This window comes from Maribacter litopenaei (assembly GCF_025244665.1).
In the GTDB taxonomy this organism is placed as follows: domain Bacteria; phylum Bacteroidota; class Bacteroidia; order Flavobacteriales; family Flavobacteriaceae; genus Maribacter; species Maribacter litopenaei.
The window spans coordinates 986,861-1,012,479 of record NZ_CP104205.1 but is presented as its reverse complement, the minus strand read 5'-3'; the positions used below and the strand labels follow the sequence as shown (position 1 = coordinate 1,012,479).

Here is a 25,619-nt window from a genome sequence, read left to right as displayed (position 1 = left end):
AGGGAGAAATTACTTGCTATCCTGTGTGGTCAGCTTTTTGCTCATCTCCATGGAAATGGCAGACCTATCGAATTTTAATTTTCCTGCCATTGTTTCCAAAATACAGGAGAAGTCCTTATCGTTCAATTCAACCACCTTACCATGTAAACCACTTTTGGTTATCACCCTATCTCCACGTTTTAATTCCGCGGCAAATTTCTTCTCGTCCTTTTGCCTTTTCATTTGCGGTCTTATCATGAAAAAATAAGCAACCACAAATATCAAAATCATTGGAAGAAACTGTCCAATATCACCCATAATAGTATTCTTTATTTATGTCAACCGAATTATTTTACCGGTCCTAGTGGAGCAGCTCCTTTTGGATTCACGAATGCTTTTATTCTTAAAAGTTCTGAACCTTTTTCTGTATTTGCGGTAACCGTTATGGTCTTGGTTACCTGGTTTTGACCGGACCCATTAAATTTTACAACCAATTCACTGGACTCACCTGGAGCGATCGGATCTTTAGGAGGGTTTGGCACTGTACATCCACAGCTACTTTTAGCATCTGTTATGATTAAAGGCGCATTACCTGTGTTGGTAAATTTAAATGCGGTTTCTTGTGGCGTTCCTTGTTCAATGGTTCCAAAATCATGTTCGGCCTTTTCAAAGGTCATAACAGGAACTGCCTTTGCAGCTTCGTCCCTTACTGCGGCTTCTGCAACGTTATCTGATTTAATTTTACTGGACGCGTTGTCCTTGCATGAGGTAAATGCAAACAACGCAACTGCACCAACGGCAAAAATTACTCTTTTCATTATTGATTTTTTTTAGATTGAAACAAAATTAGAAAATATTTTTATAACAGACCACGGCCCATTTTATTTAGCTTTCCTTCCTTCTTATATTCCTTTGTGAGCTTGTCCAAAATTCCATTGATGAAAATGCTGCTTTTTGGAGTCGAATACTCCTTAGCGATTTCAAGATATTCATTAATGGTAACTCGCTCTGGTATGGACGGAAAATTGAGCAACTCACAAATGGCCATTTTCAATAAAATTGAATCCACATCCGCAATTCTATCTTTATCCCAGTTTGGAGTTTTGCCCTCAATCTCTTTTTCCAGTACCTCATTTGTCAACAACGTCTTTTTCAATAATTTATTGGCAAAATCCATATCTTCCTTTATCTTTTAATAGTTTGGGAAGAAAGAATTTGTGATTTTGATTAGGTTTTACCTTTTTTAATTGTTTCACCAAAAAAGTATTTACAATTGGCAAATCATCTACCCAGGTAAGCTTATTATCCTCAAAATACTCGTATATTTTTTCATTGGGAGCTATGACCTCCTTAAAGAGTGCAATGATGAATTCTTTGTCATGATCATAGCCTGTGTCTCGGTTTCGCCATGTACTCTTTGTACATATCGCTATCTACAATCGCTTTATATATGAGCCTAATATATTCCTCGTTCAAGTACCAGTTATCCAATTTTCTGTTGGAAAGTTCTTCTTTGACCAAAGGATTCTCTTGAATTTGAACAAGAAGTCTGTTGTTTACAAACTTAGATTTGTTTGGAAACTGATTATCAGTGGTGTCCGTCAAATATTTTTTGGAGGACAAGTTTAGTTGTTCTGCGGCCTTTTGATGAATTTCATTAAAAAGACTAAGCCATAAAAGATAAAGGGTGTAAGTGTTCTCTATGCTTACAGTTAAAAATTTCTCTTGTTTTTGGAGAGAGTCATCCTTGGATTGAATTAGGGCGTAAATGCACTGCATTACCTTGACCCTAATATGCCTTCTTGTAAGCATGTTAATGAACTTTGGTTTTGATCAATATTTCCTGGGGCAAAAATACGCATCTATTTAAATGCATACCAAACCATTTAGCGCTATTTTTTTGCTACTGTTGGATTTAAGTTCTTTTATTTTCGACTCATTCTAAATGTCTATAAAAAAAACTACCATTTAGAGCCCAAAACTGTATAATCTTAGGGATTTTATAACATTTAAATAGCAGTCAAAAGACCTATCTTTGAAAATTTAAAACCACGACCAAAACTTTTCATGAAGGAACTTAGGCACCTCAACAAATATTTTAGAAAATACTGGCTTAAACTCTTCGTAGGAATCATAATCACCATTATAGCTAGGGTTTTCCAATTGGTAATGCCATCCTACGTAAATAAAATCATTACCGTAGTAGAGCAATTTCTTAATGCAGCAATAGCCAAAACCGAGGCCACGTCCCTTTTATTGGAATATATATTGATTATTGTGGGCGCCGCTTTATTATCCGGCTTTTTTACTTTCCTGATGAGGCAGACCATCATCAATGTATCCCGATATATCGAATATGACCTTAAAAATGAGATTTTTGACCATTATCAAAACCTAAGCCTGAATTTCTACAAGAAGAATAGGACGGGAGATTTAATGAATCGTATCAGTGAGGATGTGAATCAGGTTAGAATGTATGCGGATCCTGCCATTATGTACGGTATTCAAACCCTGACCCTTTTCGCTTGTCCTGGTCCCATTAATGTTTATTAAGGCCCCAACCCTAGCCGCCTATACTCTTTTACCACTACCCATCCTTTCTATATTGATCTATAAAATAAGTAAGATAATACATAAAAGAAGTACCATCGTTCAGCAATATTTATCCACCCTATCCACATTCACCCAAGAAGTGTTCTCAGGAGTTTCCGTTATAAAGGCTTATACTCTAGAACCACAGACCAATGCAGAATTAAAAGTACTTGCCAATGATGGTAAGGACAAAAGTATGAGCTTGGCCAGGGTAAATGCTTGGTTCTTTCCATTGATGATTCTTCTCATAGGAATCAGCAATATCCTTGTTATCTATATTGGGGGTATGCAATATCTAAGAGGATATATCGGCGTAGGCCTCATTGCAGAATTCATTCTCTATGTAAATATGCTTACCTGGCCAGTAGCAATTGTAGGGTGGCTCACCTCCATTGTCCAAACCGCGGAAGCCAGCCAAAAAAGAATCAATGAGTTCTTGAATCAGCAATCGGAACTTAAAAACGGGAGTGTTGAATTAATGGACGTTGAAGGTAAAATTGAGTTTAAGAATGTCAGTTTTACCTATGAGGATACTGAGATAAATGCCCTTAAAAACTTATCCTTTACCATAAATCCTGGAGAAACGACGGCAATTTTAGGTAAAACCGGTTCAGGCAAATCAACCATATTGGATTTGGTAGCACGTCTTTATGATGTCTCATCAGGAGAAATAATGATTGACAGGAAGCCTATTAGGGACTATGAAATTAATAGTTTAAGAAAAGCGATAGGGGCCGTTCCTCAAGACGCTTTTCTATTTTCGGATAGTATTAAAAACAATATAAAATTCGGCAAGGAAGAGGCCACGGATGAAGAAATTATCTTGAAAGCCAAGGAAGCGGTCGTCCATGAGAACATCATGGGCTTTTCTAAAAATTATGACACGGTACTGGGTGAAAGAGGTATCACATTAAGTGGGGGACAAAAACAGCGAGTTTCAATTGCAAGGGCCTTATTAAAAAACCCAAAAATTTATCTTTTCGATGATTGTCTTTCAGCTGTTGATACAGAAACAGAGGAAGAAATATTGAACAACCTTAAAAAAGCCTCTAAGGAAAAGACTACACTTATTGTAAGTCATAGAGTCTCATCGGCCAAGAACGCCGATAAAATCCTTGTCCTAGAAGATGGGGAGCTTATTCAAGAAGGAACACATGAAGAATTAAATACAGTAGAAGGCTACTATAAAGAGCTTTATAAGAATCAACTATCAGATAAAGAAAACTAAAAATTAGTTGCCGAATAACTATTTTTTTTTCATTTTTGGTAGACTAACCATAGAATATAAATTAGGAAATGAGCGACAGAGATTTAATGGATCAAGAGGAAATTCACTCTAAAGTTTTAAGGGCGGGCAGAAGAACTTACTTCTTTGATGTACGAAGCACAAAGGCCGGAGACTATTATTTAACAATTACAGAAAGTAAAAAATTTACTCATGACGATGGTTCCTTCCACTACAAAAAACACAAAATTTACCTTTACAAAGAAGATTTTGAGGCCTTTAAGGAAAATGTAGAGGAAATGATGGACTATATAATCGACGAAAAAGGTCAGGAGGTAATTTCAGAAAGACATCAAAAAGACTTTAAAAAAGAGGAAGAAGAAACAAGTAACGCTAGTGACTCCAATTCAAGTGGTAGTTTCACCGATGTAAGTTTTGACGATATTTAAATGACCCTTAGAAAAATTAGAAAAGGCCCTGCAATAGGGTCTTTTTTATTTTAAGGGCATTTTTTATTCTTGTAAAAATTAAGCCAATTTTACCAGTAGTCTATTTAGCAGATAAATACCGATAACCGTGAGCCAATGCTATTTTAACACTCACCAAGAAAGTTGATACAATAAAAAGTACCATAAAGTAGACTGTAAAACCTACTTGGGCAGTGGCGTATCTCAAAGTACCCATAAATTCGGGTTCCCGGACCTTGGGTTTCATAAAAATTTTCCAAGCGAGCCAAACAGGAAAGTTTATGAACCCTATTAAAACTTTGAAAAAATTCCCTTTATGATTAGGTGGCGAATACTTGATAGCTTCACTGTCCACTTTAATAAAGTCTTCTATTCTTTCATTAATAGTTTTTGGTCGTAAATAGGAAAGTTTCTTGGCTTCTAAAAATGAAAGTATTCTGTCATAATCCTCTTCGGATTCTATGTGCGTCGTTAGCTTTTTCAGGGCATTGGAAACCGCCCTTTTTGTCCTTTTTTCAGATTCTTGAATGTCCGATTCATCAAATAACGATCGAGCATCCAAAGGTTTGCCATAATAAAGAGCAACGGAATCCGGAAAACTGGTCGCATCGTTATAATTTAGGCCCACGGGAACAATTTGTAAATCGATATCCGGATGCCGTTGTAATGTTCTAAAAACAATTCTTGTAAAGCCTTTACTTAAATTCCGTACACGGCGTTTTAGATTGTGATTGGCTTCCGGGAACATGACCAGGGCCTTATTCTGTCCCAATATTTCGGAACATCTATCAAAAACTTCATCGTTCTTACTCAAGGAGCTCCGCCCATCACGAATACGATAAACCGGAATCATCCGAAAAAACTTGAATATTTTGTTCAACAAAGGTTTACCAAAGACATCCGCACGCGTTAAAAAATATGGCTTTCTGTTACAGTCGACCGCTATCAGCAATACATCCATTAGAGCACTCTGATGATTGGGCAAAAACAAGACCGGCTTCTCCGGAGGTACATTTTCCAATCCAAAAACTTCAATTTTCTTATGATAAGAATGTAAGCCTGTTTTTATGTAGACCTTTACCAAGCTATATAGAAAGTTTTTCATGCAAGCGTCTTACCTTTTACTGATTTCGCGTTCCAATAACTTGCCAAAAGCAATCCTGAAACCATGTGCCAAATTCCCCAAAAAGCAGCTAAAATAGCCATCCCTCCCAAACCATCAAAAAAAGTAAAAATTAATAATAGCCCAAGACCTGAATTTTGAATTCCCGTTTCAATGGTAATGGATCTACTATTTTGATAATTCAAATTAAACACCTTAGCCATTCCGAACCCTCCTAAAAATGCGAGTAAATTATGAATTAGTACAATCCAAAAAATATACAGCACATACTCCAAAAAAATAGAGATGTTATTTATTAACGCGAGAAACACCAAAAAAATGAAAAACATTAAGGAAAATACCTTGAAAAACTTAGCTAACTTTAAAGCCAACAATGGTTTCCAATGATTCACACACATTCCAAGAACCAAGGGTACTCCCAACAATAAGGCCACCAACTTCACCATTTCCATAGGTTCAATGGCCACTGAATTCAAAATAACCGAGGTAGGTTGGTAAAGGGAGCCCCAAAACTCTAGATTAAGAGGTGTCATTATGATGGCCAATAGTGTTGCAATGGCTGTAAGGCAAACGGAAAGTGCCGTGTTTCCACCACCTAAATGAGTAATGTAATTGGAAATATTACCTCCAGGACAAGCAGCTACCATGAACATACCCAATGCCACACTTGGATATGGTTTTAATAAGTAAACCAATAAAAAGGTTATAAGAGGCAAAAGAAGAAATTGACTCACGACACCTACGAAAACAGGCTTTGGTTTTATCCATAGTTGCCTAAAATCCTTAATAGAAATCTCAAGTGCTATACCAAACATTACCAACGCTAGGACTATGTTTAGTAGCCAAAGGGCTTCGGCATCAAAATTAATTTGGACACTATCCAGGGTATTTTCGATCAAGAAACAATAATTAAAATCAGTCTAATCTTAACAAAGATTAAATGTTTACCTACCTTAAGTGGACTAATAGGCAATATACTAAAATAGTGTTAAAAAGCTATTTATGCCTGGTTCAGAAAAAGTAATTATTGAATCCTGAGTTTTTCAATCATTTCCCTAGAAACATTTCCCGCATAAACACCATAAGCATCCACTAAGAGTCCTTTTTCGCCCTTGCTAGTTTCTATGACATAAAGAATAGTACTATCATCTCGGATTGGTTTGTCCCTCAAAACGATAGTATTTAATAACATTGAGGTCTACCGCTTTGTGGATATTCTTTTTTGCTTTGTTCTCGATTCCGGCATCACACAAGTTAAAATCTTCGGTAAATCCCTCTTTTTTTAAATCGTTTATTGCCTCTGAAAGTGATATATATGAAGTTTTCATGTAGCTATTTTAAGTTCCTATAAGTTAACAATAGATTATGCCAATCACAACACTTTTACTTTTTATAACTTTGAATATAAAATATAATTATGGCAAGAACACCGAGCAACATGTTGGACCTAGGTACAAAGGCTCCTAGTTTTAACCTTTTGGATACTGTATCCGGAAATATGTTGAGTCTAGAACAGCTAAAAGGAAATAAGGGTACTGTAGTAATGTTTATTTGCAATCATTGTCCATTTGTTATACATGTGAATCCTAAAATAACGGAGCTGGCCAAAGTCTACAGGGAAAAAGGTATCCAGTTCATCGCCATTTCCAGTAATGATATTGAAAAGTACCCTCAGGATGCTCCTGAGCTTATGAAAGTGAAAGCCAACCAAGAAGGCTACCCATTTCCTTATTTATACGATGAAACACAAGAGGTAGCTAAATCATACGACGCTGCTTGTACTCCGGACTTTTATTTGTTCGATTCAAATCTGTCACTTGTATATAGAGGGCAATTGGATGACTCACGTCCGAGAAAATGGCATTCCCCTTACTGGTGAAGATTTATCCAATTCCATAGAAGCACTTCTGAATGGCACTCCAGTTCCGGACACCCAAAAACCAAGCATTGGTTGCAACATTAAGTGGAAAACGAATTGATTTGCTATTTTTTGTAGTTGATTTAGAATGTTATGGACTTAGAAACCAATCTCCGGTTCGTTGCATTGACGCCAACCTTATATCACCACTACATTACCATTGGGACAAGGGCCTATAATCAACATTATAAACATCTTTGGCCCAATGGAGATACCTCAACTTATATAGAATATAGCTTTACTAGGGCGGTACTTCTAAATGAGGAAATGGATATGAACACCCAACTTTATTTAATACAATTGGATGATTCGTATGTAGGAATATTTAAGATAACGCTCCATAAAGATGTTCTCACCTATCCGAAATCGGAAGCGTTTTTTTTGGACAAGATTTACATTCTTAAAGAATTTTCGGGTAGGGGCATTGGTTCTAAGTGTATAAAATTCGTTGAGGAGAAGGCAAAAAAACTCTCAAAAAAGGCCATTTTTCTAGAATGCATGCAAAAAGAATACAGCTCTTGCATTTTATTTGGCCAATCATTTTTCCATTGTGGCCCATAGTAAAGTACCTTTTGAAAAGGTAATTGAAAATGAGAAAACCATGTACATTTTAAAAAAGGAGCTTCATTAATTTACCAACCCTTTCTATTCACTAAATTTTGTATATGTGCCAAATGATGGTTTCCATGCCACGCATATTTGCCAATATTTTCTGCAACGGTAACTTTTACGTGACCATCTGGATGAAAGTAGTAGTTTTCAAATTGACTTTCCTTTAATCCATTTAATAAAAACACAAGTTTGGCGTGCAGTGCCTCCAAATAACTCAGCGAAAGAGAAATAGGAGCTGTTTTCGCATCGAATAAATCACTCCAGGACTTTTCTTCATAGGCTTTTATCAAAGGAGCCTCTTCGGTGAGTGCCCATTTAAAGCGTGTATAACTGTGATGATGGCTATCCGCAATATGATGTACCACTTGTCTTACCGTCCATCCTTGTGGTCTATACGGGGTATCCAACTGTGTATCGTTTAAAGGAAGTACTAAGGCTCCCAATCTTCTTGGTAAATTTTCCAATTCATGTATCCAAGAGTCCCTTACCACCCTAGTGATAGTTTTCGGACAAGAAAAGTGTCCTATGGGATATCGTAATTTTTCCAAGTCCTCCATCACATAAAAATAAAAATTTAATAGAGATTTAACCAACAATTGCCACTTAAGTCATTAATAATCTAGTAATTTTATAGGGTAATTAAATTTGATATAAAATGGCAACAATACGATTAGGTGATAAAGCACCGGATTTTACAGCAGACAGTTCCATGGGAACTTTAAACTTATATGATTATTTAGGGGATAGTTGGGGGATTCTTTTTTCGCACCCGGCGGACTTTACCCCTGTTTGTACAACCGAATTGGGTACAGCAGCCAATTTTAAACCTGAGTTTGATAAGAGAAACGTAAAAATGTTGGCTTTAAGCGTTGATGGTGCAGCTTCCCACAATGAATGGATAAAGGACATTAATGAAGTTCAAAATACGACGGTTAATTTTCCAATTATAGCGGATGAGGATAAAAAAGTTTCAACACTTTATGACATGATACATCCAAAAGCGGATAGCAATCTTACTGTACGCTCCGTATTTATTATTGCGCCTGACAAAACCGTTAAACTTACACTTACTTATCCTGCCTCTACAGGTAGGAATTTTTATGAGCTACTGAGAGTTATCGATTCCCTGCAGCTTACAGCTTATCATAAAGTGGCGACACCCGCTAATTGGGAACATGGCAATGACGTTGTGGTGAGCCCAGCAATACCCACTGCGGAGGCTAGGGAAATCTTCACCAAGGGAGTTGAAGAAATAAAGCCCTACCTACGAATGACTCCAGATCCAACAGCATAAGAATTTAAATAGAAGATTTTCAATTGTAATCATAAATTCATTATGATAAGATAACTTGCTAAAAAGCTATTAGATAAATAATTAAACGTTATCTTCGCGCTTTAATTAAATTAATATTTTTATTATGAGTAAAGGAACAGTAAAATTCTTCAACGATTCCAAAGGTTATGGTTTCATCACTGAAGATGGTTCAAACACAGATCATTTTGTACACATTTACGGCTTAATCGATGAAGTTCGTGAAGGTGATGTTGTAGAATTTGAACTACAACAAGGTAAAAAAGGATTGAATGCCGTTAATGTGAAAGTTATTGACTAGGTAACAAATTATCTTTTTTATAGTTCAAAAGCCCGCACAATTTGTTCGGGCTTTATTTTTTGATAAAATTTACGCAACCATTTTAAGTATTTGAATCCTACCTAAAAGCACCTCAGTTTCCCCACTTAAAAAACTGACCTATGAATACTTTCTTTGGAGTTCTTCTATTTTTGATTCTCGTAAATATCGTTATGTTGGCAACCAGTTTGAGGAGGAAGAAAAATTAACAATCGCTTAAATTCGAGTAGGGTTTTCAAAGTTCAAATTGTTATTCAGATAAATCTGAAATTCATTTTGTTAACTTTTTAACCCTATCTTAAATGAAAACCTTTCTAGCTATTGTTTTCGTATTGGTATTGTTCAATGCCCTTATCCTGATTTCTAGTTATCTCAGGACGAAATAAGAACACCTCGGAAAATCCGAGGTGTTTTATGTTACGAACTAGATTTAATTCTTACCCCACCTTCATTAACTCAACGTCAAAAATCAAGGTGGCATCCGGAGGTATAACACCTCCTGCACCGGCACTTCCATAAGCCAAATCCGACGGTATAACAAAACGCGCCTTATCCCCTACCTGAAGCAAACCAATACCTTCATCCCATCCCGGGATTACTTGACCAACTCCCAATTGAAATTCAATAGGTGAATTTCTTTTATACGAAGAATCAAAAACTTGGCCATCAACCAAGGCCCCTTCATAATGAACCGACACCTTTTTACCTTTTTCGGCCTTTGGTCCATCTCCCTTCTGTATCATTTTGTATCTAAGCCCGTAATCTGTTTCATCAAACCCAGCGGCAATCTTGTCTAATGCGGCTATTTGAGCTGCTTTAGCGGCAGCCAAGCGCTCGGCTTTTGAAGTTTCAAACTTCTCGAAAGCCTTTACTGCATCCCAAGATTCGGCCTTTTCCCCAATCCTAACAATCTCTACGGAATCCATAATATCCCCTTGAGCGATGGAATCCACAACTTCCTGACCAGCGGCTACATGTCCAAAAACAGTGTGCTTTCCGTCCAACCAAGGTGTGGGGACATGGGTTATAAAAAATTGACTTCCATTGGTACCAGGACCGGCATTAGCCATAGAAAGAACTCCAGGGCCATTATGTTTCAATTCGGATGAAACTCGTCATCGAATTTATAGCCCGCATCACCTGTACCAGTTCCAAGAGGACAGCCCCCTTGAATCATAAAATCCGGAATGACCCTATGAAATTTTAATCCGTCATAATAAGGCTCGCCCAGTTCCTTAATCTTGTTTTTCCTTTTACCTTCGGCCAAGGCTACAAAATTTCCAACTGTTCCAGGTGTTTTGTCATAAGTAAGCTTTACCAATATTTCACCTTTACTAGTATTGAATTTCGCATATAATCCGTCTTCCATTTTGCATATTTTAAATGAAGTGCAAAGGTAGTTAAAAGAATAAATTGAAGTCTAGCACTAATGATTGAACTTACAATTAAGGGGTTAAACCATATTTATCAACAAGATAAATTAGACTGGCCATTGTTGCGGCACCCAACTCCAGTTCCCTCTTGTTTACCTGCTCAAACGTATCATTTTCCGCGTGATGATAGTCAAAATACCGTTGTGAATCAGGTCGAAGGCCTGCTAGTGTAATCAAATCATTTTTCAATGGACCTATATCAGCACCACTTCCACCCTTTTCGAACAGATGGATTAGATAAGGCTCAAAAAGATTCTTCCAACTTTGAATTCTTTGAAAACTGGAATCGGACCATCAAAAGTAAAACCCCGTGGCGTAAAACCGCCGTAATCACTTTCCAAACCAAAAATGTGGTTTTCATTCTTTTCCGCCGCAACTCGAGCATATTCCGTTCCTCCCCTTAAACCATTTTCCTCATTCATGAATAGTACCGCTCGAATGGTTCTTTTCGGTTTATATCCTATCTGTTTTAAAACTTGCAATACTTCCATGCTCTGCACACAACCCGCGCCATCGTCGTGCGATCCATCCCCTAAATCCCAGGAATCCGAGATGCCCGCCCACAACAATAATTTCCTCCGGAAAATCGCTTCCAGTTATCTCACCGATTACATTATAAGATTCCACATCGGGAAACTGCTTGCAATTTTGTTTGAAATAAAATTTAATCTTGGGGTCTAGTTTTAAGGTGGCACTTAATAACTCCGCAGCATTGGTACTGATAGCGGCCGCTGGAATTCTATCGTTTTCGGGCAAATCCCCATAGCTCATAGAACCAGTATGTGGGAAATCGTCCAATCGCAAATTCATAGACCTTACTATAATTCCAATAGCTCCATATTTAGAGGCTTCCATGGCACCGGCATATCGTTGATCCACACAACCTGAATATGCAGAAAAGGTATTGATCAAAGTAGGATCCATAGGACGATTGTAAAAAACTATTTTGCCTTTGATCTTTGCTTCTCCAAGAACTGCCAGTTCTTCAATCCCGTCTACCTCTACAATTTCTGATTTCAGGCCATTAGGCGGCGTGGCAATGGAGCCTCCAAGTGCTGTAATTGGAACATTGGTCGTGACTCCAGGTGAGGTTTCAAAATAAGCAAACTCCGGTATTCCCCTCACCCATTTTGGAACCATTACAGGTTGTAGCCGAGACCTTATCCAAACCAAGCGAATCCAATTCCTGCTTTGTGTAGTTAACCGCCTGTTGGGCTTGGACGGACCCTGAAAGGCGTCCACCTATTTGATTTGATAAATGGTTTAACCAATCATAGGACTTGCCGTTGGTAAGTGCAGCATCATAAATTTTCCTAATGAATTCTTCATCTGAATTTTGGGCAAAACCAATTTGAACAAACAGAAGGCAAGCAATAACAAGTTTAATCGTCCTTTTCACTACGAAGTTGATTTTCATAATCATCTAAATTAGCCATAATATCATCTTCCAGAACGGGCTCCTTGATATCTTTGTATTTTTTTAACCTTTCCAACAATATCTTGGCGACTATCACCCTGGCCGCCTTTTTGTTGTCTGCCGGTATTGTAAACCATGGGGCATGCTCCTTGGTAGTATTGTTTATCGCCTCTTCGTAGCAGAATTGATAGTTGTCCCATAATTTTCTCTCCTTTAAATCTCCAGGAGAAAATTTCCAATGTTTTTCCCTTATTGCCAATCTTCTCAGTAATCGCTGCCGCTGTTCTTCCTTGGAAAGATTCAAAAAGAATTTGAAGATGATAGTACCATTTTCGTGCAGGTGCCTTTCAAAATTATTTATCTGTTCAAAACGCTTGTCCCAAAACTTTTGATCAATATCATCTACCTCGTGTATACCAGGTATACGCTCATTTAAAATATATTCCGGATGTACCCTGGTAACCAAAACATTTTCATAATGTGTTCTATTGAATACCCCAAATTTTCCTTTTGCAGGTAATACCAAATAATGCCTCCATAAATAGTTGTGGTCCAATTCCAGCTCGGTAGGGACCTTAAAACTATGAACCTGTACGCCCCTAACATTAAAGTCCTTGAATACCTCCCGCACCAAACTATCCTTACCAGCAGTATCCATACCTTGCAAACAGATAAGTACACTATACTTATTGTGGGCATAGAGCGTATCTTGAAATTCACCCAATTCCCTTCTAATCTTGCTAAGATCCTTTTTTAGTTGCTTATCTGTTCTTCCAAAGTCCTCAAAGCTGGGAACCTTGGCCATTTGTATACTTTCGCGTACCCTATATTTTTCCGTATCGATATAATCCATATTGAAATATAGAATTTTAATTGGTGAAATAGCTACAACTGTTAATAAAAATACCCCTTTACCCTATAAAATGAACCGATGGACTTTTAAACGAACAACTGCGATGTCCTATCGAAAAAATAGTATTTGGAGCGGCTCTGAATAGTAACTTTATAGCCTGTAAAATCCCAAATTTTACAACCTAACTTATTAGAATGAACAAAACCTACATAAACCTCATCCTAGTAATATTCTTCATTTCTTTGAGTTCATTTGAAAACCTTAGAGAATGTGAATATGCCGAAGCCAACATTCAATTTGCGAAATCGCAGATAGAAATGGCTTTGGAAAAACCCGATGTAAATCTGTTAAAATACCATACTTATAAGGCTATAGGTGCAATACAGAAAACCGAAAAAAAACTTACCAATTGCGGTTGCGAATTCGCCAATAAAGATTTGGAGGAAGGTATTAAAAACCTAAAATCAGCAACAAAACAAGAGAAACTTTTTAAGGCTAAGGACTTATTATTAAATTCTTTGGAAAATATCATGAAAGGTTTAAACTCGCTCTCCGAACATGAATACCACGAAGAACAAAATAGGGATGCCTCCCAAAATTCATTATCACACAATGAAGCATCAAAAAAACCGGAATCTGTAAATCCAATTTATAAGGAAATAGACCAATCCTTGGAGAAGTACAGAAAATCCCTGAATACTGTTGTTGAAACCGTTAACTGTAAGGAAGCCAGCAGTTTTGTGGAAAACATTATTCAACAATGTGAAAGCCAACTATTGATAGAAAACTTAACGGAAGGCAAAAAATACTATTACCTTAGAACAAAGGAAATTACGGCGAACGCCCTTGAGAAGCTAAGTGACTGCTACGGTAAATAAAATCATGGTTATTTGCTGGCAAAAAGCTTTACATCTTCTTCCGATACCTCAGTACCTCCTAAGATTATGAGTCTTTCCACCACGTTTCTAAGTTCCCTTATATTTCCCGTCCAGTCATAAGCCTTTAAAAGTTTGACCGCCTTTTCCGAAAATGTTTTAGAAGGCATACCTTGCTCGTCAGTAATTTTATTGGAGAAATGTTCTATCAACAATGGAATATCTTCCCTCCTATCATTAAGACTTGGGACCTTGATCAAAATGACTGCAAGCCTGTGATACAAATCTTCACGGAACCTTCCTTCCTCTATTTCCTTTTGAAGGTTTTTATTTGTGGCCGCTAATACCCTAACATCTACCTTAATGTCCTTATCGATCCCTACCCTTGAAATTTTATTTTCTTGTAAGGCCCTTAGCACTTTTGCCTGGGCAGATAGGCTCATATCCCCAATTTCGTCCAAGAATATGGTTCCTTTATTGGCAGCTTCAAATTTACCCGCCCTATCCTTTACCGCCGAAGTAAACGCTCCTTTTACATGACCAAACAATTCACTTTCTATCAATTCAGAAGGAATGGCGGCACAGTTCACTTCAATAAAAGGTGCCTTGCTCCTTGCACTCTTTTCGTGCAACCAATGAGCTACCAATTCCTTACCGGTACCGTTTGACCCAGTAATGAGCACCCTGGCATCCGTTGGGGCCACCTTTTCTATCATTTCCTTTATGGCAGAAATCTCATCGCTTTCCCCCACCATTTCAAAGTTCTTGCTTACTTTTTTCTTGAGAATTTTATTTTCGGCGACCAAGTCCTTTCTATCCAATGCGTTCCTAACGGTTGTCAATAATCTATTCAAATCAGGTGGTTTTGATATATAATCGAAAGCACCCAAACGCATAGTGTTTACAGCCGTGTCTAAATCGCCATGACCCGAAATCATAATAAACGGAATTTCAGGCTTTATTTTTCGAGCGGCTTCCGAACTTCTACGCCATCCATTTTAGGCATTTTAATGTCGCAAAGAACTAGGTCATAGTCGTTATTTTTAATGGTCTCCAATCCCTTAAGACCATCTTCCGCTTCTTCCACCATATAACTATCGCTCTCTTCGGAGAGTATTTTCACCAATACTCTTCTAATGGCAGCCTCATCTTCAATCACTAAAATCTTTGACATACTACTTTCTTTAAATTCCTATTCTGAATCCCGTTCTAAAATATAGCCCGGCTTCATCGTACAATGTAAAAATATCCTTTCTTTCGTTATCCCTAAGTGCCCCATTTTGAAAAAGGGAGTGCCCCCCAACCAAATAAACGGACATATCCTTGGTAATCTTATACTGATATCCCAATGTCAATAATAATGCCGTATAAGAAACATCCGTAGATAAAGTGTTTCCGTGAAAGCAATATATTGTTTTGGATGTTGACATAATATCCGTCCACAAACAATTCCGTCCGGAAAAAATGACCTTTTGGGGTAAAATATTTCATTCCGGATTTTGGAACTCCCAAGATATAGGACCAATTGGGATGAAATCGCTTTTCATAATACAAAACGGGCAAAGGTACTTGAACCGGGGAATTAGAATTATAGGATAGCCCTAGAACCAAACGAAAAGGCTTTTCTATATTCTTTTTGTCTTGGTAGGCTCCCAATGTATAATTTATATTGAAATCGTCCTCTTGGAGCTCCTCCACAAAATTGGAGGACCATCTTGGAGTGACTACCCCTACCATTCTCCATTCTTCGGACAATTTATAAACGTAGGCAAAGTTCAGGTCAAAAACATGCAGCTTTCTTAGGTCTCCCGCATTAGAGAACAAAGTATCCGGCACTTCAAAATTGTAACGATTATATTCACTGCCCAAAACTATAAAATCTCTTTTCTTTTGGATAGCAATAGGAACGTTCGCCAGTAATTTAATCCTAGATGTTTCCACACCTGCACGGTTTTCTGGCATCAACATATATTCCGCCCTAAAAACATCAGGGGTTTGCGCCCAGTTTGTAAAGTTTACAAAAAACACAAATATTAGGGCCCAACTACATCTGCCCATCATTCCTTACTATCTGTTTGGACATTACTATGCTGAAAAGGTGTTTGCTGATAAATATGAACATCTCTTTGAGGAAACGGTATGGTAATATTGTTTTTTCTAAATGCCGCATCGATTTTGTACCTCAGTTCACTTTTTAATCTAGGATCTGAGAAACTATCACTAATGTAAAAGTTGAGCGAAAACAACAAGGCGGAATCCCCGAAATCCTCAAAAAGGACAAATGGTTTAGGGCTTTTCAGCACTCCTCTTTGCTCTCGAACAATAGATTCCAAGATACTAGTTACCAATTGGACATCACTGCCATAGGCAACACCCACTTTAACACTTTCCCTGGTGGTCTTGTGGTTTTGCGTGTAGTTATACACTATTTCGCTGATAAAATGATGATTTGGAATTATGATGATTTTGTCATCCCTTGTGATAGCCCTTGTGATCCGCAGCTTTATTTCAAACACTTTACCCACTTTTCCATCTACTTCTATAATATCGCCTACACGTAAGGACTTATCGACAATTATGAATATGCCACCAATAATATCTTGAAACAACTCCTGCAAGGCCAGTCCCGCACCAACGAACAGTGCGGCCGATGCAGTAATAAGGATAGTAATATCAATTCCTGCGGCGCTCATGGTAAAAAGGATTACCACGATGTAGACCACATATTTTATGAATTTGAAGATGCTGATAAATTTCAACTTATCATCGGTCTCCATTCTTCTAGTGAAAAACTTGCGTACCCATTGTAGTACAAAACTTGTAACTACAAATGCTACGGTCAATAACAATAACAGACCAATAGTAATGTGAATCGATTTATCCCCCGATGTATAATGAAAGCCTAGGTCAAGAAACTCCTTAATGGACTCCGTGATATCTTCCTCTATAATCTCCTTTATTTTTTCCTTTTCCTCTTGGGCCATTATTAATATTTAAGCCATTTAAGCAACTCTTTATAGCTGGGCTTTTTACCGTACATAAGTATACCTACCCTATAAATTTTAGCGGCCAGCCAAACGATACCAATAAAGGTAATTATTAATATCAAAATCGATGAGATCAATTGCCATATGGGAACACCACCTTCCCCTATACCTCCGGGAAGTCTCATAAGCATTACTATAGGAGATGTTAACGGAAATAATGAGAAGCCGACGGCAATAGGCCCATGTGGATTGCTAAAGACCGAAAAGAATCCCACATAAATGGCTAGCATCAGGGGTAATATGATAGGAAAAATAAATTGTTGGGTATCCGTTTCGTTATCAACCGCAGCACCAATGGCCGCATAAATTGAACTATATATTAAATACCCCGTAATGAAATAAATTAGAAAAAAGAAAATTAATAGAACCCAGGGTATATCCATAATTTCTTGGGCATACAATATCATATTGGAGTCTGCCGAAGAAATTATAGGATTAGGTGCACTGCCTAATCCCGACCCATGCCTCCTTTTGACATGTCGGAAGGGTCTATATTGAAAATTGCCATTGACAAAAAAAGTAGGATGCCACCGGAAATTATCCAAATTCCAAATTGTGTGATACCCGCCAAGGATGTCCCAATAATCTTACCTAACATTAACTGAAAGGGCTTTACGGAAGAAATGATGACCTCAATGATCCTACTAGTTTTTTCCTCAATAACACTGCGCATTACAAATCCACCATAAATGATGATGAACATCATAATCAAATAACCAAAGCCTCCACCTATAACGGCCTTTATCTCGTTTATGCCCTTTAGGTTATGTTCCCCATCAAAAGTTGAAATATTCAATTCATACTCATTGTCCATTTCTGCATATTCACTGGCAGAAATACCAAATTCCCTTAACCTTTCCTGTTTCAGTCTTTCCTTAAATATCTTCTCCAATCGTTCCAGGGTATTGGTGCTTGGTGCATCCTTACTATAAAAAAAAGATCGCTGGCTTACTTTTTCCAAATTGGTCTCATTGGGCAAATAGACCAGCCCATAATACCCCATGTTCATTGTCGAATCTTTTGCCTGTTCCAATGAGATGTCCCTGAATTTCACAAACGAAGTACTTTCTGAAGTTAAAAACTCATTGGCAAAAAAATCACTTTCGTTCAGAACGGCGATTATTCTCTTCTCATTGTCATTCAATTTTGTAAGATAGGCGATTAGAACGATCATACCTACCATTAAAAAGGGGCTAAGAAATGTCATTATAACGAACGACTTGTTCCTGACCTTCGCCAAATATTCTCTTTTGATAATTAACGGTAGCTTACTCATGAGCAACACCTTTATTTTCTACTGTTCTAATGAAAATTTCATTGGTGGAAGGAATTGTTTCCGTAAAACTTTTAATGATACCCTGAGTCCCTAAAAATTGTAACAACTTGTTAGATGTGCCATTTTGGAGTTGTACGGAAAAATCCAATTGACCTTTCATGGTGGCTGAATCTAATATTGTAAAACTATTTTTTAATTGTTCCAGTAATCCGGAAGGTGTCGTGGTATCAATAGCTACTTTAAAAATATTCTTTTTATAGGCCTGCTTTATATCCGATAGCTTTCCATCCAGTATTTTTTCCGAGCGATGAATTAACGCAATGTACTCGCACAATTCCTCTACAGATTCCATTCTATGGGTGGAAAAAATGATGGAGGTTCCATTCTCCTTAAGATTAAGGATTTCGTCCTTGATTATGTTGGCGTTTATTGGGTCGAAACCGCTGAAAGGTTCATCAAAAATTAGGAGTTTGGGCTCGTGCAGTACGGTCACAATAAACTGTATCTTTTGTGCCATTCCTTTAGAAAGTTCTTGGATTTTTTTATCCCACCAATCCCCTATCTCCAATCTATCAAACCAATACTTTAATTTTTGCTTGGCGTCGCTTTTGGACAACCCTTTCAGTTGGGCCGAGATACAAAGCCTGCTCACCAACTTTCATACTTTTGTAAAGACCTCTTTCCTCAGGCAGATAGCCAATTTGTGCAATATGTTCGCTCCTTAAGGGTTCGCCTTCGAATAGCACCTCTCCTTGGTCGGGATATGTAATCTGGTTGATAATCCGTATCAATGTTGTTTTACCTGCCCCGTTTGGGCCTAGCAAACCGTAAATACTATTTTTGGGAATTTCTATGGAAACATTTTGCAAAGCAGCGTGGTCACCGTACCTTTTGGAGACCTTATTTGCGACCAAAACATGATTCATGCAAGCAATTTGTTCAAAGATATTGAATTGTTTCCATAAGCCTTTTCTTCCATAGGAATTTTACCAAATCACCCAATTAAAATGACCTAAAAACAAAACCCACCCTCAAAAGAATCAAGGATGGGAAAAAAATTGCTATGAAAAAGAAAATTAATATTGGTTACCCAATATTGTTTCAAATATACGTTTTTTATTTAAACACCAAATATTTTGACGTTTAAGAGAACATATCCTTGACTTTTTCGAAAAATGACTTATCCGATTTTTCAGGTTTTGGCTCAAAATTTTCATTGCCCTGCATTCGTTCAAAGAATTCCTTTTGTTCCTTGCTCAACTCTTTGGGTGTCCATACATTTACGTGAACCAACAAGTCTCCACTACCGTATCCATTGAGACTTGAGATTCCCTTGCCTCTTAATCTTAGGATTTTTCCAGATTGAATTCCAGGTTCCAATTTAATTCTAACCTTACCACCAACAGCATCAATTTCCTTGGATGTACCTAGAATGGCATCAGAAATACTTATGTAAAGATCGTAGTGCAAATTATCACCTTCACGCTTTAAGGTCTCATGTTCCTGTGTTTCAATGGCAACCAGTAAATCACCAGGAATACCATTTCCGGGAGCATCATTACCCTTACCAGGAACTTTTAACTGCATTCCTTCCTCAACTCCAGCAGGAATATTGATGGATACAGTCTCCTCCGAAATTTTCAAGCCTTGAGCATCCGCATCACCGGGTTTGCCATCCAACACTTGTCCACTCCCACCACATGTATTACAGGTGGCAGCTGTTTGCATTCTTCCTAAAATAGTATTTTGAATTTTTGTTACTTGGCCCCTGCCATTACACGTTGAACATGTTTTGTAAGTAACACCTTCTGCCTGTATTTTTCTTCTAACCTTGACCTTCTTCTCCACGCCATTGGCAATTTCCTCCAAAGTAAGTTTTACACGTATACGCAGATTACTTCCTTTGACCCTTCGTTGACCACCGCCACCGAAACCGCCAAAACCACTAAATCCGCCGCCACCAAAAGCGCTACCGAAAATATCACCGAATTGGCTGAAAATGTCATCCATGTTCATTCCGCCTCCTCCAAAACCACCTCCTTCGAAGGCCGCATGACCAAATTGGTCATATTTCGCCTTTTTATTTGGGTCGCTCAGTACTTCATAAGCCTCGGCCGACTTTTTAAACATCTCCTCCGCCTTGGCGTCACCAGGATTCTTATCCGGATGATATTGAAGTGCTTTTTTCCTATATGCCTTTTTTATATCGGCAGCGGAGGCACTTTTGCTTACACCAAGTATTTCATAAAAATCTTCCTTCATACTATTCTTTTAGTTTCCTACGACAACTTTGGGATGTCTAATAATTCTATCGCCAAGCTTGAAGCCCTTTTCGATCACATCTATTATTTTCCCCTTCATGCTATCATCAGGTGCAGGTATTTGTGTAATGGCCTCGTGGATTTCTGCATCAAATGCATCACCAACCGAAACTTCAACCTCCTGTAAACCCTTAGACTTCAATGTTTCCCGAAACTTTACCTTTATCAATTCAACACCTTTGAACATTTCTGTATCCTCTGATTTGGAAAGCTCTTTCAGCGCCCTATCAAAATCATCCAAAACGGGTAAAAGGGAAACTATAACTTCCTGTCCGGCCGTTTTGAAGAGATTCATACGCTCCTTGGAAGTTCTTTTCTTATAGTTTTCAAATTCCGCAAAAAGTCTTAGAAACTTATCTTTCTCCTTGCCCAATTCTTCCTTCAAACGTTCTTCTTCGGTCATCTCATCCTTTTCCCCCAAAGTATCCTCTGAATCACGATCCTCATTAAAACCTTCTTGTTCCAAAACTTGGTCTTGGGAAAGCTCTTCCTCTATATTCTCCCTTTTATCTTTATTGCTCATGTTCAATGCTTATTTAATCTTCCGATTTGAGTCGGCAAAAGTACTGCCAAATCTTTAAAAATGTCAAAATGTCACCAAACTTTATAAAAAAATCCGCCAAAAGCGGATCTTAGTATTGTTACTGGATTTTGGTTGCAGATTTATGACACATATTCCTTTGATATATCGTTGGATATCTTTGTATTAGATTCTTGTACTTGATAAATAGCCTCCAATGCCGAACAAATATTCTGATATTCAAAAATAAACCCTTCACCCTCTATTTTCTTACTGCTCACCCTTTGACTGGCAAATAGCAAATAACTCATCTCCCCTAGTAGGGCCTTCATGACAATTTCAGGTATATTAGGTAAAAATAATGGGCGCTTTAAAACCTCGGCAATCTCTTTCACTAATCTATTATTTGTAACGGGATTAGGAGAAACCCCATTAAAAACACCCTCTAATTCATTTTCCGAATGAATTGGAACATTCTAGCCAAATCGGAAAGATGAATCCATGATTGCCATTGCTGTCCGGAACCAAATGCGGCCCCAGCATAGTACTTAACAGGTTGTGCCATTCGAGGTAAAGCACCTCCTCTATTGGACAATACCAACCCGGTCCTAATTTTAGAAACCAACAAACCAAGTTTTTTGAATTCATCAGCCTTTTCTTCCCAAGCTAAAACCACTTTTCCTAAAAAACTATTATCTATTTGTTCCTCACTTTCCTCATAATAATTGGATAATGAATCGGGGTAAATACCGATAGCGGATGCCGATATAATAGAAGTTACCGAGTGACTAGGCAATTGATTAAGCGACCTATACAGTGTATCTAGGGAATCAATCCTACTTTGCAAGATTTGATCTTTGTAGCTGGTAGTCCATCTTTTGGAAATACTGGCACCAGCTAAATTGACAATTGTAGAAACGCCCTCAAAGCATCGAATGTCGATTTCGCCCTTTTTTGGATTCCAATAAAAACCTTTATAGTTTGTCTTTGACTCCAATTTGTCCTTACTTGTAGTCAAGTAATTTACCTCGTGACCTTTGGTAAGACATTGAGATACCAATTCTGTCCCCACCAACCCGGTCGCACCTGTTATTAATATCTTCATAGACCAAAGATATTGTTTTCTTATAAGGCCAAATGTAGGTTTAATTTGGATTTAACATTGAAAGCCGGTTTTTAAGACAAATTAACGGTGCGTATTTTCAATTGGATTTTCACGGCTCTCAACATTTCCCTCTTTCGGGAGGACCGGGAAGTCGCTCTACTTCAAAACCAACTTCCTGCATGGCCCTTCTAACGCTACCTTTCGCGGCATAGGTGACGCGAACTCCATTATTTTTTAATGCCCGGAACATCTTCTCAAAAATTTGAACAGTCCAAAGTTCTGGTTGCACTCGGGCACCAAAAGCATCAAAATAAATTAGGTCAAACTGGGAAGAACTCTGAATATCGTTAAAATCCTTTTGTTCCTTTTGTAACGTAAAATCCTTTGTAATAGATGAAGCTTCATGCCATGGACTACTGTGCAATTTCTCAAAATCACGCTGTTTTTCCAGCGCATCGAGTTCCTCCACATAGTTCAATTGACTGATCTCAGCGACACTAACTGGATATGCCTCAACCGCCACATAATGTATGCTGAGACATTTTTTTGAACCTTCTAATAGTGTGATAAATGCATTTAGACCGGTTCCAAACCCTATTTCCAATATTGCAAGATCTTGGTGCTCAAATAAATCCAGTCCGTTTTTAATAAATACATGATAGGCCTCCTGTATGGCCCCATGTTTCGAATGATATTGCTCGTTCCATTCCTTTATTTGAATGGTCTTAGACCCATCAGCAGTAGTAATGATCTCTCTTTCCAAACTAATTCTTAATCAGTACCCCACTAGCCTCGAAACCATACGTCTTTTTGGGCATAGTAATCTTTTCCAATTGCTCTTTTGTTGCACCACCGTCCTTGGCATAATGTTTTTGATCTTCTATGCTCATTTCCTCGGCAAATGCAATACCATCCACCGTTACATATTTACCGGCAATATCTTTGGGCATAAAAAAAGCATAGTCCTTAAATCTGACCATAGCCTCATTTCCATCAGTCAGTTCTACCTTCATCCAACATCCTTTCGCTTGACAAACCTCCTTGACTTTACCAGTGAACTTAGCCCTTAATGTTTCGCCGTGAGGTTAAACCATTATACAAAGCCATCATGTCTTGGGAACTTTCTAAATTTGATTCATCTACCCATTCACCAAATGTGTTTAATTCGTTCGATACAGATGTCTTTTCCTGGCTTAAAGATTTGAAACCTATCAACAATAAGACAAGTAAAATGTTAAAACCTTTCATAATTTTTAAAAATTAGATTCCCATTACAAAACTGCTGATTTTTAGTCTAAAAAAGAAGGGGCTGTACATATATTTGATTAATTTTAATCTATTAAAGATTTTTTTGGAATGAGCATAGAAACTAAAAATGTGAATATAAATATCGAGAAGGCAAAGACTTCTAAAATAGATCAGGTCGATTTCGACAATTTAAAATTCGGTTCCGTATATACAGACCATATGTTGGTATGCGATTATAAGAATGGTGAGTGGCAGACCCCGAAGATAATGCCTTATCAACCAATAATGCTCGACCCTTCAGCGAAGGTTTTCCATTATGGACAAGCCATCTTTGAAGGAATGAAAGCATATAAAGACATCAATGGCGATATTTTCCTATTTAGACCTTTGGACAATCAAAAAAGGTTAAACATATCTGCAAAACGACTTGCCATTCCGAATTACCGGAGGACTATTTTATGGAAGGTCTTACCACTTTACTAGAATTGGATAGTGATTTTATTCCCACAAATGAAGGTTCATCCTTATATATAAGACCTTTTATTTTCGCTTCAGGAAATGGATTCCATGCCTCTCCTGCGGATGAGTATAAGTTTATTATTGCCTGCGCCCCTTCCGGATCCTATTTTTCCGGCAAAGTAAAGGTCTTAATTGAACAAACGTATTCCCGTTCCGCAAATGGTGGGGTTGGCTTCGCTAAAGCCGGAGGTAACTATGCGGGTCAGTTTTACCCTACTCAATTGGCTATTGAGAAAGGGTACAATCAAGTTATCTCGGACAGATGATACAGAACATGAATATATTGAGGAGGCGGGTGCGATGAACATCTTCATCCGAATCAATGATACCTTAATTACGGGACCAACCAGTGATAGAATATTGGATGGTATTACCGAGAAAAAGCATCTTGGAAATTGCCAAGGACAATAATATTCCCACAGAAGTACGAAAAATTACCGTAACCGAAGTAGTAAATGCAGCCAAGGATGGTAGCTTAAAAGAAATGTTCGGTGCTGGTACCGCAGCGGTTATTTCACCTATTGCAGCTTTTGGCTATAAAGGTTCGGATTATGATCTTCCGTAATTAGAAAACAGTTACGCAGCAAAGTTGAAAAAATTAATTACTGATATTCAGTATAACAAATCTGAAGATAAATACGGCTGGCGATATAAAGTGAATGTATAAAAAAAGGGCTTCAGAGCCCTTTTTTTATTTATCCAAAATAGAGGAGATATCGGGCTTAAAATAGTTGGGCCCTTTTAAAACCTTTCCGTCTTCCCTATAAATCGGCTTACCATCCTCACCCAATTTACTCATATTGCTACGTTGAATTTCATTAAAGACTTCCTCTATTTTATGTTGCATACCATGTTCTAAAATAGTTCCACAAAGTATATAAAGCATATCACCTAAGGCATCCGCAACCTCAACAAGGTCATCATTTGATGCGGCCTCTAAATATTCCTTATTTTCCTCGTCCATCAAATTGAATCGTAACTGGTTTTTGGATTTTCCCAAATTGGCCTTCATCTCATGTGATACGCCTAAACCAAATGATTCATGAAATAGTTGTACGGCGTTAATCTTACTTTTCATCCGATAATAATTACTTTTTAAATGTTAGATGTAATGTTTTATTCAAACACAATGAGTTTGAATAAAACATTACATTAAACTTCCTGTGTTTTCGTTTAGTTTTGTGTAAAAATAAAAATTATGTTCACCACAGGACAAATTGTTTTTGCGGTTCTATTTGCCATCACTTTCATAGTTATTATAACGTTAATGTACAAGAAGGACTTAAAATTGCACCAGTAAAAATTACAAAGGCGTCAAGTGGGTGGGAATATTCTTTATAATATTCATAATTATCCTTTTTTGTATTAAGTATTTACTCAATAATTAACGTAAAATTTACGTACGCCACAAAAATTGGCCTTTTGACAACAAAACCCCTGATTTTCACGTATAATATA

Annotated in this window: 21 protein-coding genes and 11 pseudogenes; 8 read left to right on the top strand and 24 right to left on the bottom strand. The window is 37.6% G+C overall.

Annotation, left to right across the window (positions count from 1 at the left end; translation table 11 throughout):
- Positions 1 to 9 precede the first annotated feature (9 nt).
- From yajC to nusB, 3 genes and pseudogenes are all read right to left on the bottom strand, one after another.
- Entirely contained in the window at positions 10 to 297 is a 288-nt protein-coding gene (yajC, locus tag NYZ99_RS05370) for a preprotein translocase subunit YajC (protein WP_260574245.1), read from the bottom strand.
- Between the two features lie 29 nt (positions 298 to 326).
- Positions 327 to 797 carry a DUF1573 domain-containing protein gene (locus NYZ99_RS05365; RefSeq protein ID WP_260574243.1) on the bottom strand — a complete coding sequence of 157 codons (471 nt, stop codon included), beginning with the start codon at positions 795 to 797 and terminating at the stop codon, positions 327 to 329.
- Between the two features lie 41 nt (positions 798 to 838).
- Positions 839 to 1,791, bottom strand: a pseudogene (nusB, locus tag NYZ99_RS05360) (transcription antitermination factor NusB).
- 255 nt (positions 1,792 to 2,046) lie between these two features.
- Between nusB and NYZ99_RS05355 the strand changes: the two are divergent.
- Both NYZ99_RS05355 and NYZ99_RS05350 read left to right on the top strand, forming a co-directional pair.
- Positions 2,047 to 3,799, top strand: a pseudogene (locus NYZ99_RS05355) (ABC transporter ATP-binding protein).
- 68 nt (positions 3,800 to 3,867) lie between these two features.
- Entirely contained in the window at positions 3,868 to 4,245 is a 378-nt protein-coding gene (locus tag NYZ99_RS05350; RefSeq protein ID WP_260574242.1) for a PUR family DNA/RNA-binding protein, read from the top strand.
- A gap of 100 nt (positions 4,246 to 4,345) precedes the next feature.
- On the opposite strand, the gene NYZ99_RS05345 is transcribed toward NYZ99_RS05350, so the two are convergent.
- The 4 genes from NYZ99_RS05345 to NYZ99_RS21375 form a co-directional block, all read right to left on the bottom strand.
- Positions 4,346 to 5,368, bottom strand: a complete 1,023-nt coding sequence (locus tag NYZ99_RS05345) for a lysophospholipid acyltransferase family protein (RefSeq protein WP_260574240.1) — start codon at positions 5,366 to 5,368, stop codon at positions 4,346 to 4,348.
- Positions 5,365 to 6,285: a bile acid:sodium symporter family protein gene (locus NYZ99_RS05340; protein WP_260574239.1), complete on the bottom strand. Its 921-nt coding sequence runs from the start codon at positions 6,283 to 6,285 to the stop codon at positions 5,365 to 5,367. The genes NYZ99_RS05345 and NYZ99_RS05340 overlap by 4 nt, the downstream gene beginning before the upstream one ends.
- Before the next feature lie 125 nt (positions 6,286 to 6,410).
- Positions 6,411 to 6,557: a hypothetical protein gene (locus NYZ99_RS21380; RefSeq protein WP_338039324.1), complete on the bottom strand. Its 147-nt coding sequence runs from the start codon at positions 6,555 to 6,557 to the stop codon at positions 6,411 to 6,413.
- The gene (locus NYZ99_RS21375; protein ID WP_338039323.1) at positions 6,532 to 6,714 is read right to left on the bottom strand and encodes a hypothetical protein; all 183 of its coding nucleotides are present in this window, start codon (positions 6,712 to 6,714) and stop codon (positions 6,532 to 6,534) included. The genes NYZ99_RS21380 and NYZ99_RS21375 overlap by 26 nt, the downstream gene beginning before the upstream one ends.
- Before the next feature lie 89 nt (positions 6,715 to 6,803).
- Between NYZ99_RS21375 and NYZ99_RS05330 the strand changes: the two are divergent.
- Both NYZ99_RS05330 and NYZ99_RS05325 read left to right on the top strand, forming a co-directional pair.
- Positions 6,804 to 7,365 (top strand): annotated as a pseudogene (locus NYZ99_RS05330) (thioredoxin family protein).
- Positions 7,366 to 7,397: 32 nt separating this feature from the next.
- Positions 7,398 to 7,865 (top strand): GNAT family N-acetyltransferase, encoded by a 468-nt coding sequence (locus NYZ99_RS05325; RefSeq protein ID WP_260574237.1) that lies wholly within the window; start codon positions 7,398 to 7,400, stop codon positions 7,863 to 7,865.
- A 71-nt stretch (positions 7,866 to 7,936) separates the two neighbouring features.
- Here NYZ99_RS05325 and NYZ99_RS05320 read toward each other — a convergent pair whose 3' ends face one another.
- Positions 7,937 to 8,473 carry a YfiT family bacillithiol transferase gene (locus tag NYZ99_RS05320; protein WP_260574236.1) on the bottom strand — a complete coding sequence of 179 codons (537 nt, stop codon included), beginning with the start codon at positions 8,471 to 8,473 and terminating at the stop codon, positions 7,937 to 7,939.
- A gap of 98 nt (positions 8,474 to 8,571) precedes the next feature.
- Here NYZ99_RS05320 and NYZ99_RS05315 point away from each other — a divergent pair, with 98 nt between their 5' ends.
- Both NYZ99_RS05315 and NYZ99_RS05310 read left to right on the top strand, forming a co-directional pair.
- On the top strand, positions 8,572 to 9,210 hold the full coding sequence (locus NYZ99_RS05315) for a peroxiredoxin (RefSeq protein ID WP_260574234.1): 639 nt from the start codon (positions 8,572 to 8,574) through the stop codon (positions 9,208 to 9,210).
- A 124-nt stretch (positions 9,211 to 9,334) separates the two neighbouring features.
- Positions 9,335 to 9,529: a cold-shock protein gene (locus NYZ99_RS05310; protein ID WP_260574232.1), complete on the top strand. Its 195-nt coding sequence runs from the start codon at positions 9,335 to 9,337 to the stop codon at positions 9,527 to 9,529.
- A 455-nt stretch (positions 9,530 to 9,984) separates the two neighbouring features.
- Here the strand turns inward: NYZ99_RS05310 and NYZ99_RS05305 are convergent.
- The 3 genes and pseudogenes from NYZ99_RS05305 to NYZ99_RS05295 all read right to left on the bottom strand — a co-directional run bounded on the left by NYZ99_RS05305 (position 9,985) and on the right by NYZ99_RS05295 (position 13,250).
- Positions 9,985 to 10,916 (bottom strand): annotated as a pseudogene (locus NYZ99_RS05305) (peptidylprolyl isomerase).
- Between the two features lie 76 nt (positions 10,917 to 10,992).
- Positions 10,993 to 12,397 (bottom strand): annotated as a pseudogene (locus NYZ99_RS05300) (M28 family peptidase).
- On the bottom strand, positions 12,363 to 13,250 hold the full coding sequence (locus NYZ99_RS05295) for a PPK2 family polyphosphate kinase (RefSeq protein WP_260574230.1): 888 nt from the start codon (positions 13,248 to 13,250) through the stop codon (positions 12,363 to 12,365). Before NYZ99_RS05295 ends, NYZ99_RS05300 begins: the two are co-directional and overlap by 35 nt.
- Before the next feature lie 194 nt (positions 13,251 to 13,444).
- On the opposite strand from NYZ99_RS05295, the gene NYZ99_RS05290 reads away from it, so the two are divergent.
- Positions 13,445 to 14,128, top strand: coding sequence for a hypothetical protein (locus NYZ99_RS05290; RefSeq protein WP_260574229.1), 684 nt, complete (start codon positions 13,445 to 13,447; stop codon positions 14,126 to 14,128).
- 8 nt (positions 14,129 to 14,136) lie between these two features.
- Here the strand turns inward: NYZ99_RS05290 and NYZ99_RS05285 are convergent.
- The 12 genes and pseudogenes from NYZ99_RS05285 to NYZ99_RS05235 all read right to left on the bottom strand — a co-directional run.
- Positions 14,137 to 15,299, bottom strand: a pseudogene (locus tag NYZ99_RS05285) (sigma-54-dependent transcriptional regulator).
- Positions 15,300 to 15,309: 10 nt separating this feature from the next.
- Positions 15,310 to 15,474, bottom strand: coding sequence for a hypothetical protein (locus NYZ99_RS05280; RefSeq protein ID WP_260574228.1), 165 nt, complete (start codon positions 15,472 to 15,474; stop codon positions 15,310 to 15,312).
- The gene (locus tag NYZ99_RS05275) at positions 15,458 to 16,186 is read right to left on the bottom strand and encodes a hypothetical protein (RefSeq protein ID WP_260574226.1); all 729 of its coding nucleotides are present in this window, start codon (positions 16,184 to 16,186) and stop codon (positions 15,458 to 15,460) included. The genes NYZ99_RS05280 and NYZ99_RS05275 overlap by 17 nt, the downstream gene beginning before the upstream one ends.
- Positions 16,183 to 17,109 carry a mechanosensitive ion channel family protein gene (locus NYZ99_RS05270; RefSeq protein ID WP_260574224.1) on the bottom strand — a complete coding sequence of 309 codons (927 nt, stop codon included), beginning with the start codon at positions 17,107 to 17,109 and terminating at the stop codon, positions 16,183 to 16,185. The genes NYZ99_RS05275 and NYZ99_RS05270 overlap by 4 nt, the downstream gene beginning before the upstream one ends.
- 2 nt (positions 17,110 to 17,111) lie before the next feature.
- Positions 17,112 to 18,448, bottom strand: a pseudogene (locus tag NYZ99_RS22800) (ABC transporter permease).
- Positions 18,441 to 19,374: pseudogene (locus NYZ99_RS05260) on the bottom strand (ABC transporter ATP-binding protein). The pseudogenes NYZ99_RS22800 and NYZ99_RS05260 overlap by 8 nt, the downstream one beginning before the upstream one ends.
- A gap of 217 nt (positions 19,375 to 19,591) precedes the next feature.
- The gene (gene dnaJ, locus NYZ99_RS05255; protein WP_260574206.1) at positions 19,592 to 20,710 is read right to left on the bottom strand and encodes a molecular chaperone DnaJ; all 1,119 of its coding nucleotides are present in this window, start codon (positions 20,708 to 20,710) and stop codon (positions 19,592 to 19,594) included.
- Between the two features lie 9 nt (positions 20,711 to 20,719).
- Entirely contained in the window at positions 20,720 to 21,292 is a 573-nt protein-coding gene (locus tag NYZ99_RS05250) for a nucleotide exchange factor GrpE (protein WP_260574205.1), read from the bottom strand.
- Positions 21,293 to 21,432: 140 nt separating this feature from the next.
- Entirely contained in the window at positions 21,433 to 21,684 is a 252-nt protein-coding gene (locus NYZ99_RS21360) for a DUF1731 domain-containing protein (RefSeq protein ID WP_338039320.1), read from the bottom strand.
- 50 nt (positions 21,685 to 21,734) lie between these two features.
- Positions 21,735 to 22,394: an epimerase gene (locus tag NYZ99_RS05245; RefSeq protein ID WP_338039319.1), complete on the bottom strand. Its 660-nt coding sequence runs from the start codon at positions 22,392 to 22,394 to the stop codon at positions 21,735 to 21,737.
- Between the two features lie 71 nt (positions 22,395 to 22,465).
- A pseudogene (mnmC2, locus tag NYZ99_RS05240) lies at positions 22,466 to 23,157 on the bottom strand (tRNA (5-methylaminomethyl-2-thiouridine)(34)-methyltransferase MnmC2).
- 1 nt (position 23,158) lies between these two features.
- Positions 23,159 to 23,413, bottom strand: a pseudogene (locus NYZ99_RS05235) (DUF4920 domain-containing protein); the annotation flags it as partial.
- A 337-nt stretch (positions 23,414 to 23,750) separates the two neighbouring features.
- Between NYZ99_RS05235 and NYZ99_RS05230 the strand changes: the two are divergent.
- A pseudogene (locus NYZ99_RS05230) lies at positions 23,751 to 24,828 on the top strand (branched-chain amino acid aminotransferase).
- Positions 24,829 to 24,852: 24 nt separating this feature from the next.
- Here the strand turns inward: NYZ99_RS05230 and NYZ99_RS05225 are convergent.
- The gene (locus NYZ99_RS05225) at positions 24,853 to 25,239 is read right to left on the bottom strand and encodes a nucleoside triphosphate pyrophosphohydrolase family protein (RefSeq protein ID WP_260574203.1); all 387 of its coding nucleotides are present in this window, start codon (positions 25,237 to 25,239) and stop codon (positions 24,853 to 24,855) included.
- Positions 25,240 to 25,619 lie beyond the last annotated feature (380 nt).

What these genes read in the sequence shown, in the direction of transcription:
- yajC (WP_260574245.1), bottom strand. Translation starts at nt 297, where the DNA reads ATGGGTGATATTGGACAGTTTCTTCCAATGATTTTGATATTTGTGGTT.
- NYZ99_RS05365 (WP_260574243.1), bottom strand. Translation starts at nt 797, where the DNA reads ATGAAAAGAGTAATTTTTGCCGTTGGTGCAGTTGCGTTGTTTGCATTT.
- NYZ99_RS05350 (WP_260574242.1), top strand. Translation starts at nt 3,868, where the DNA reads ATGAGCGACAGAGATTTAATGGATCAAGAGGAAATTCACTCTAAAGTT.
- NYZ99_RS05345 (WP_260574240.1), bottom strand. Translation starts at nt 5,368, where the DNA reads ATGAAAAACTTTCTATATAGCTTGGTAAAGGTCTACATAAAAACAGGC.
- NYZ99_RS21375 (WP_338039323.1), bottom strand. Translation starts at nt 6,714, where the DNA reads ATGAAAACTTCATATATATCACTTTCAGAGGCAATAAACGATTTAAAA.
- NYZ99_RS05325 (WP_260574237.1), top strand. Translation starts at nt 7,398, where the DNA reads ATGGACTTAGAAACCAATCTCCGGTTCGTTGCATTGACGCCAACCTTA.
- NYZ99_RS05320 (WP_260574236.1), bottom strand. Translation starts at nt 8,473, where the DNA reads ATGGAGGACTTGGAAAAATTACGATATCCCATAGGACACTTTTCTTGT.
- NYZ99_RS05315 (WP_260574234.1), top strand. Translation starts at nt 8,572, where the DNA reads ATGGCAACAATACGATTAGGTGATAAAGCACCGGATTTTACAGCAGAC.
- NYZ99_RS05310 (WP_260574232.1), top strand. Translation starts at nt 9,335, where the DNA reads ATGAGTAAAGGAACAGTAAAATTCTTCAACGATTCCAAAGGTTATGGT.
- NYZ99_RS05295 (WP_260574230.1), bottom strand. Translation starts at nt 13,250, where the DNA reads ATGGATTATATCGATACGGAAAAATATAGGGTACGCGAAAGTATACAA.
- NYZ99_RS05290 (WP_260574229.1), top strand. Translation starts at nt 13,445, where the DNA reads ATGAACAAAACCTACATAAACCTCATCCTAGTAATATTCTTCATTTCT.
- NYZ99_RS05275 (WP_260574226.1), bottom strand. Translation starts at nt 16,186, where the DNA reads ATGATGGGCAGATGTAGTTGGGCCCTAATATTTGTGTTTTTTGTAAAC.
- NYZ99_RS05270 (WP_260574224.1), bottom strand. Translation starts at nt 17,109, where the DNA reads ATGGCCCAAGAGGAAAAGGAAAAAATAAAGGAGATTATAGAGGAAGAT.
- dnaJ (WP_260574206.1), bottom strand. Translation starts at nt 20,710, where the DNA reads ATGAAGGAAGATTTTTATGAAATACTTGGTGTAAGCAAAAGTGCCTCC.
- NYZ99_RS05250 (WP_260574205.1), bottom strand. Translation starts at nt 21,292, where the DNA reads ATGAGCAATAAAGATAAAAGGGAGAATATAGAGGAAGAGCTTTCCCAA.
- NYZ99_RS05245 (WP_338039319.1), bottom strand. Translation starts at nt 22,394, where the DNA reads ATGAAGATATTAATAACAGGTGCGACCGGGTTGGTGGGGACAGAATTG.
- NYZ99_RS05225 (WP_260574203.1), bottom strand. Translation starts at nt 25,239, where the DNA reads ATGAAAAGTAAGATTAACGCCGTACAACTATTTCATGAATCATTTGGT.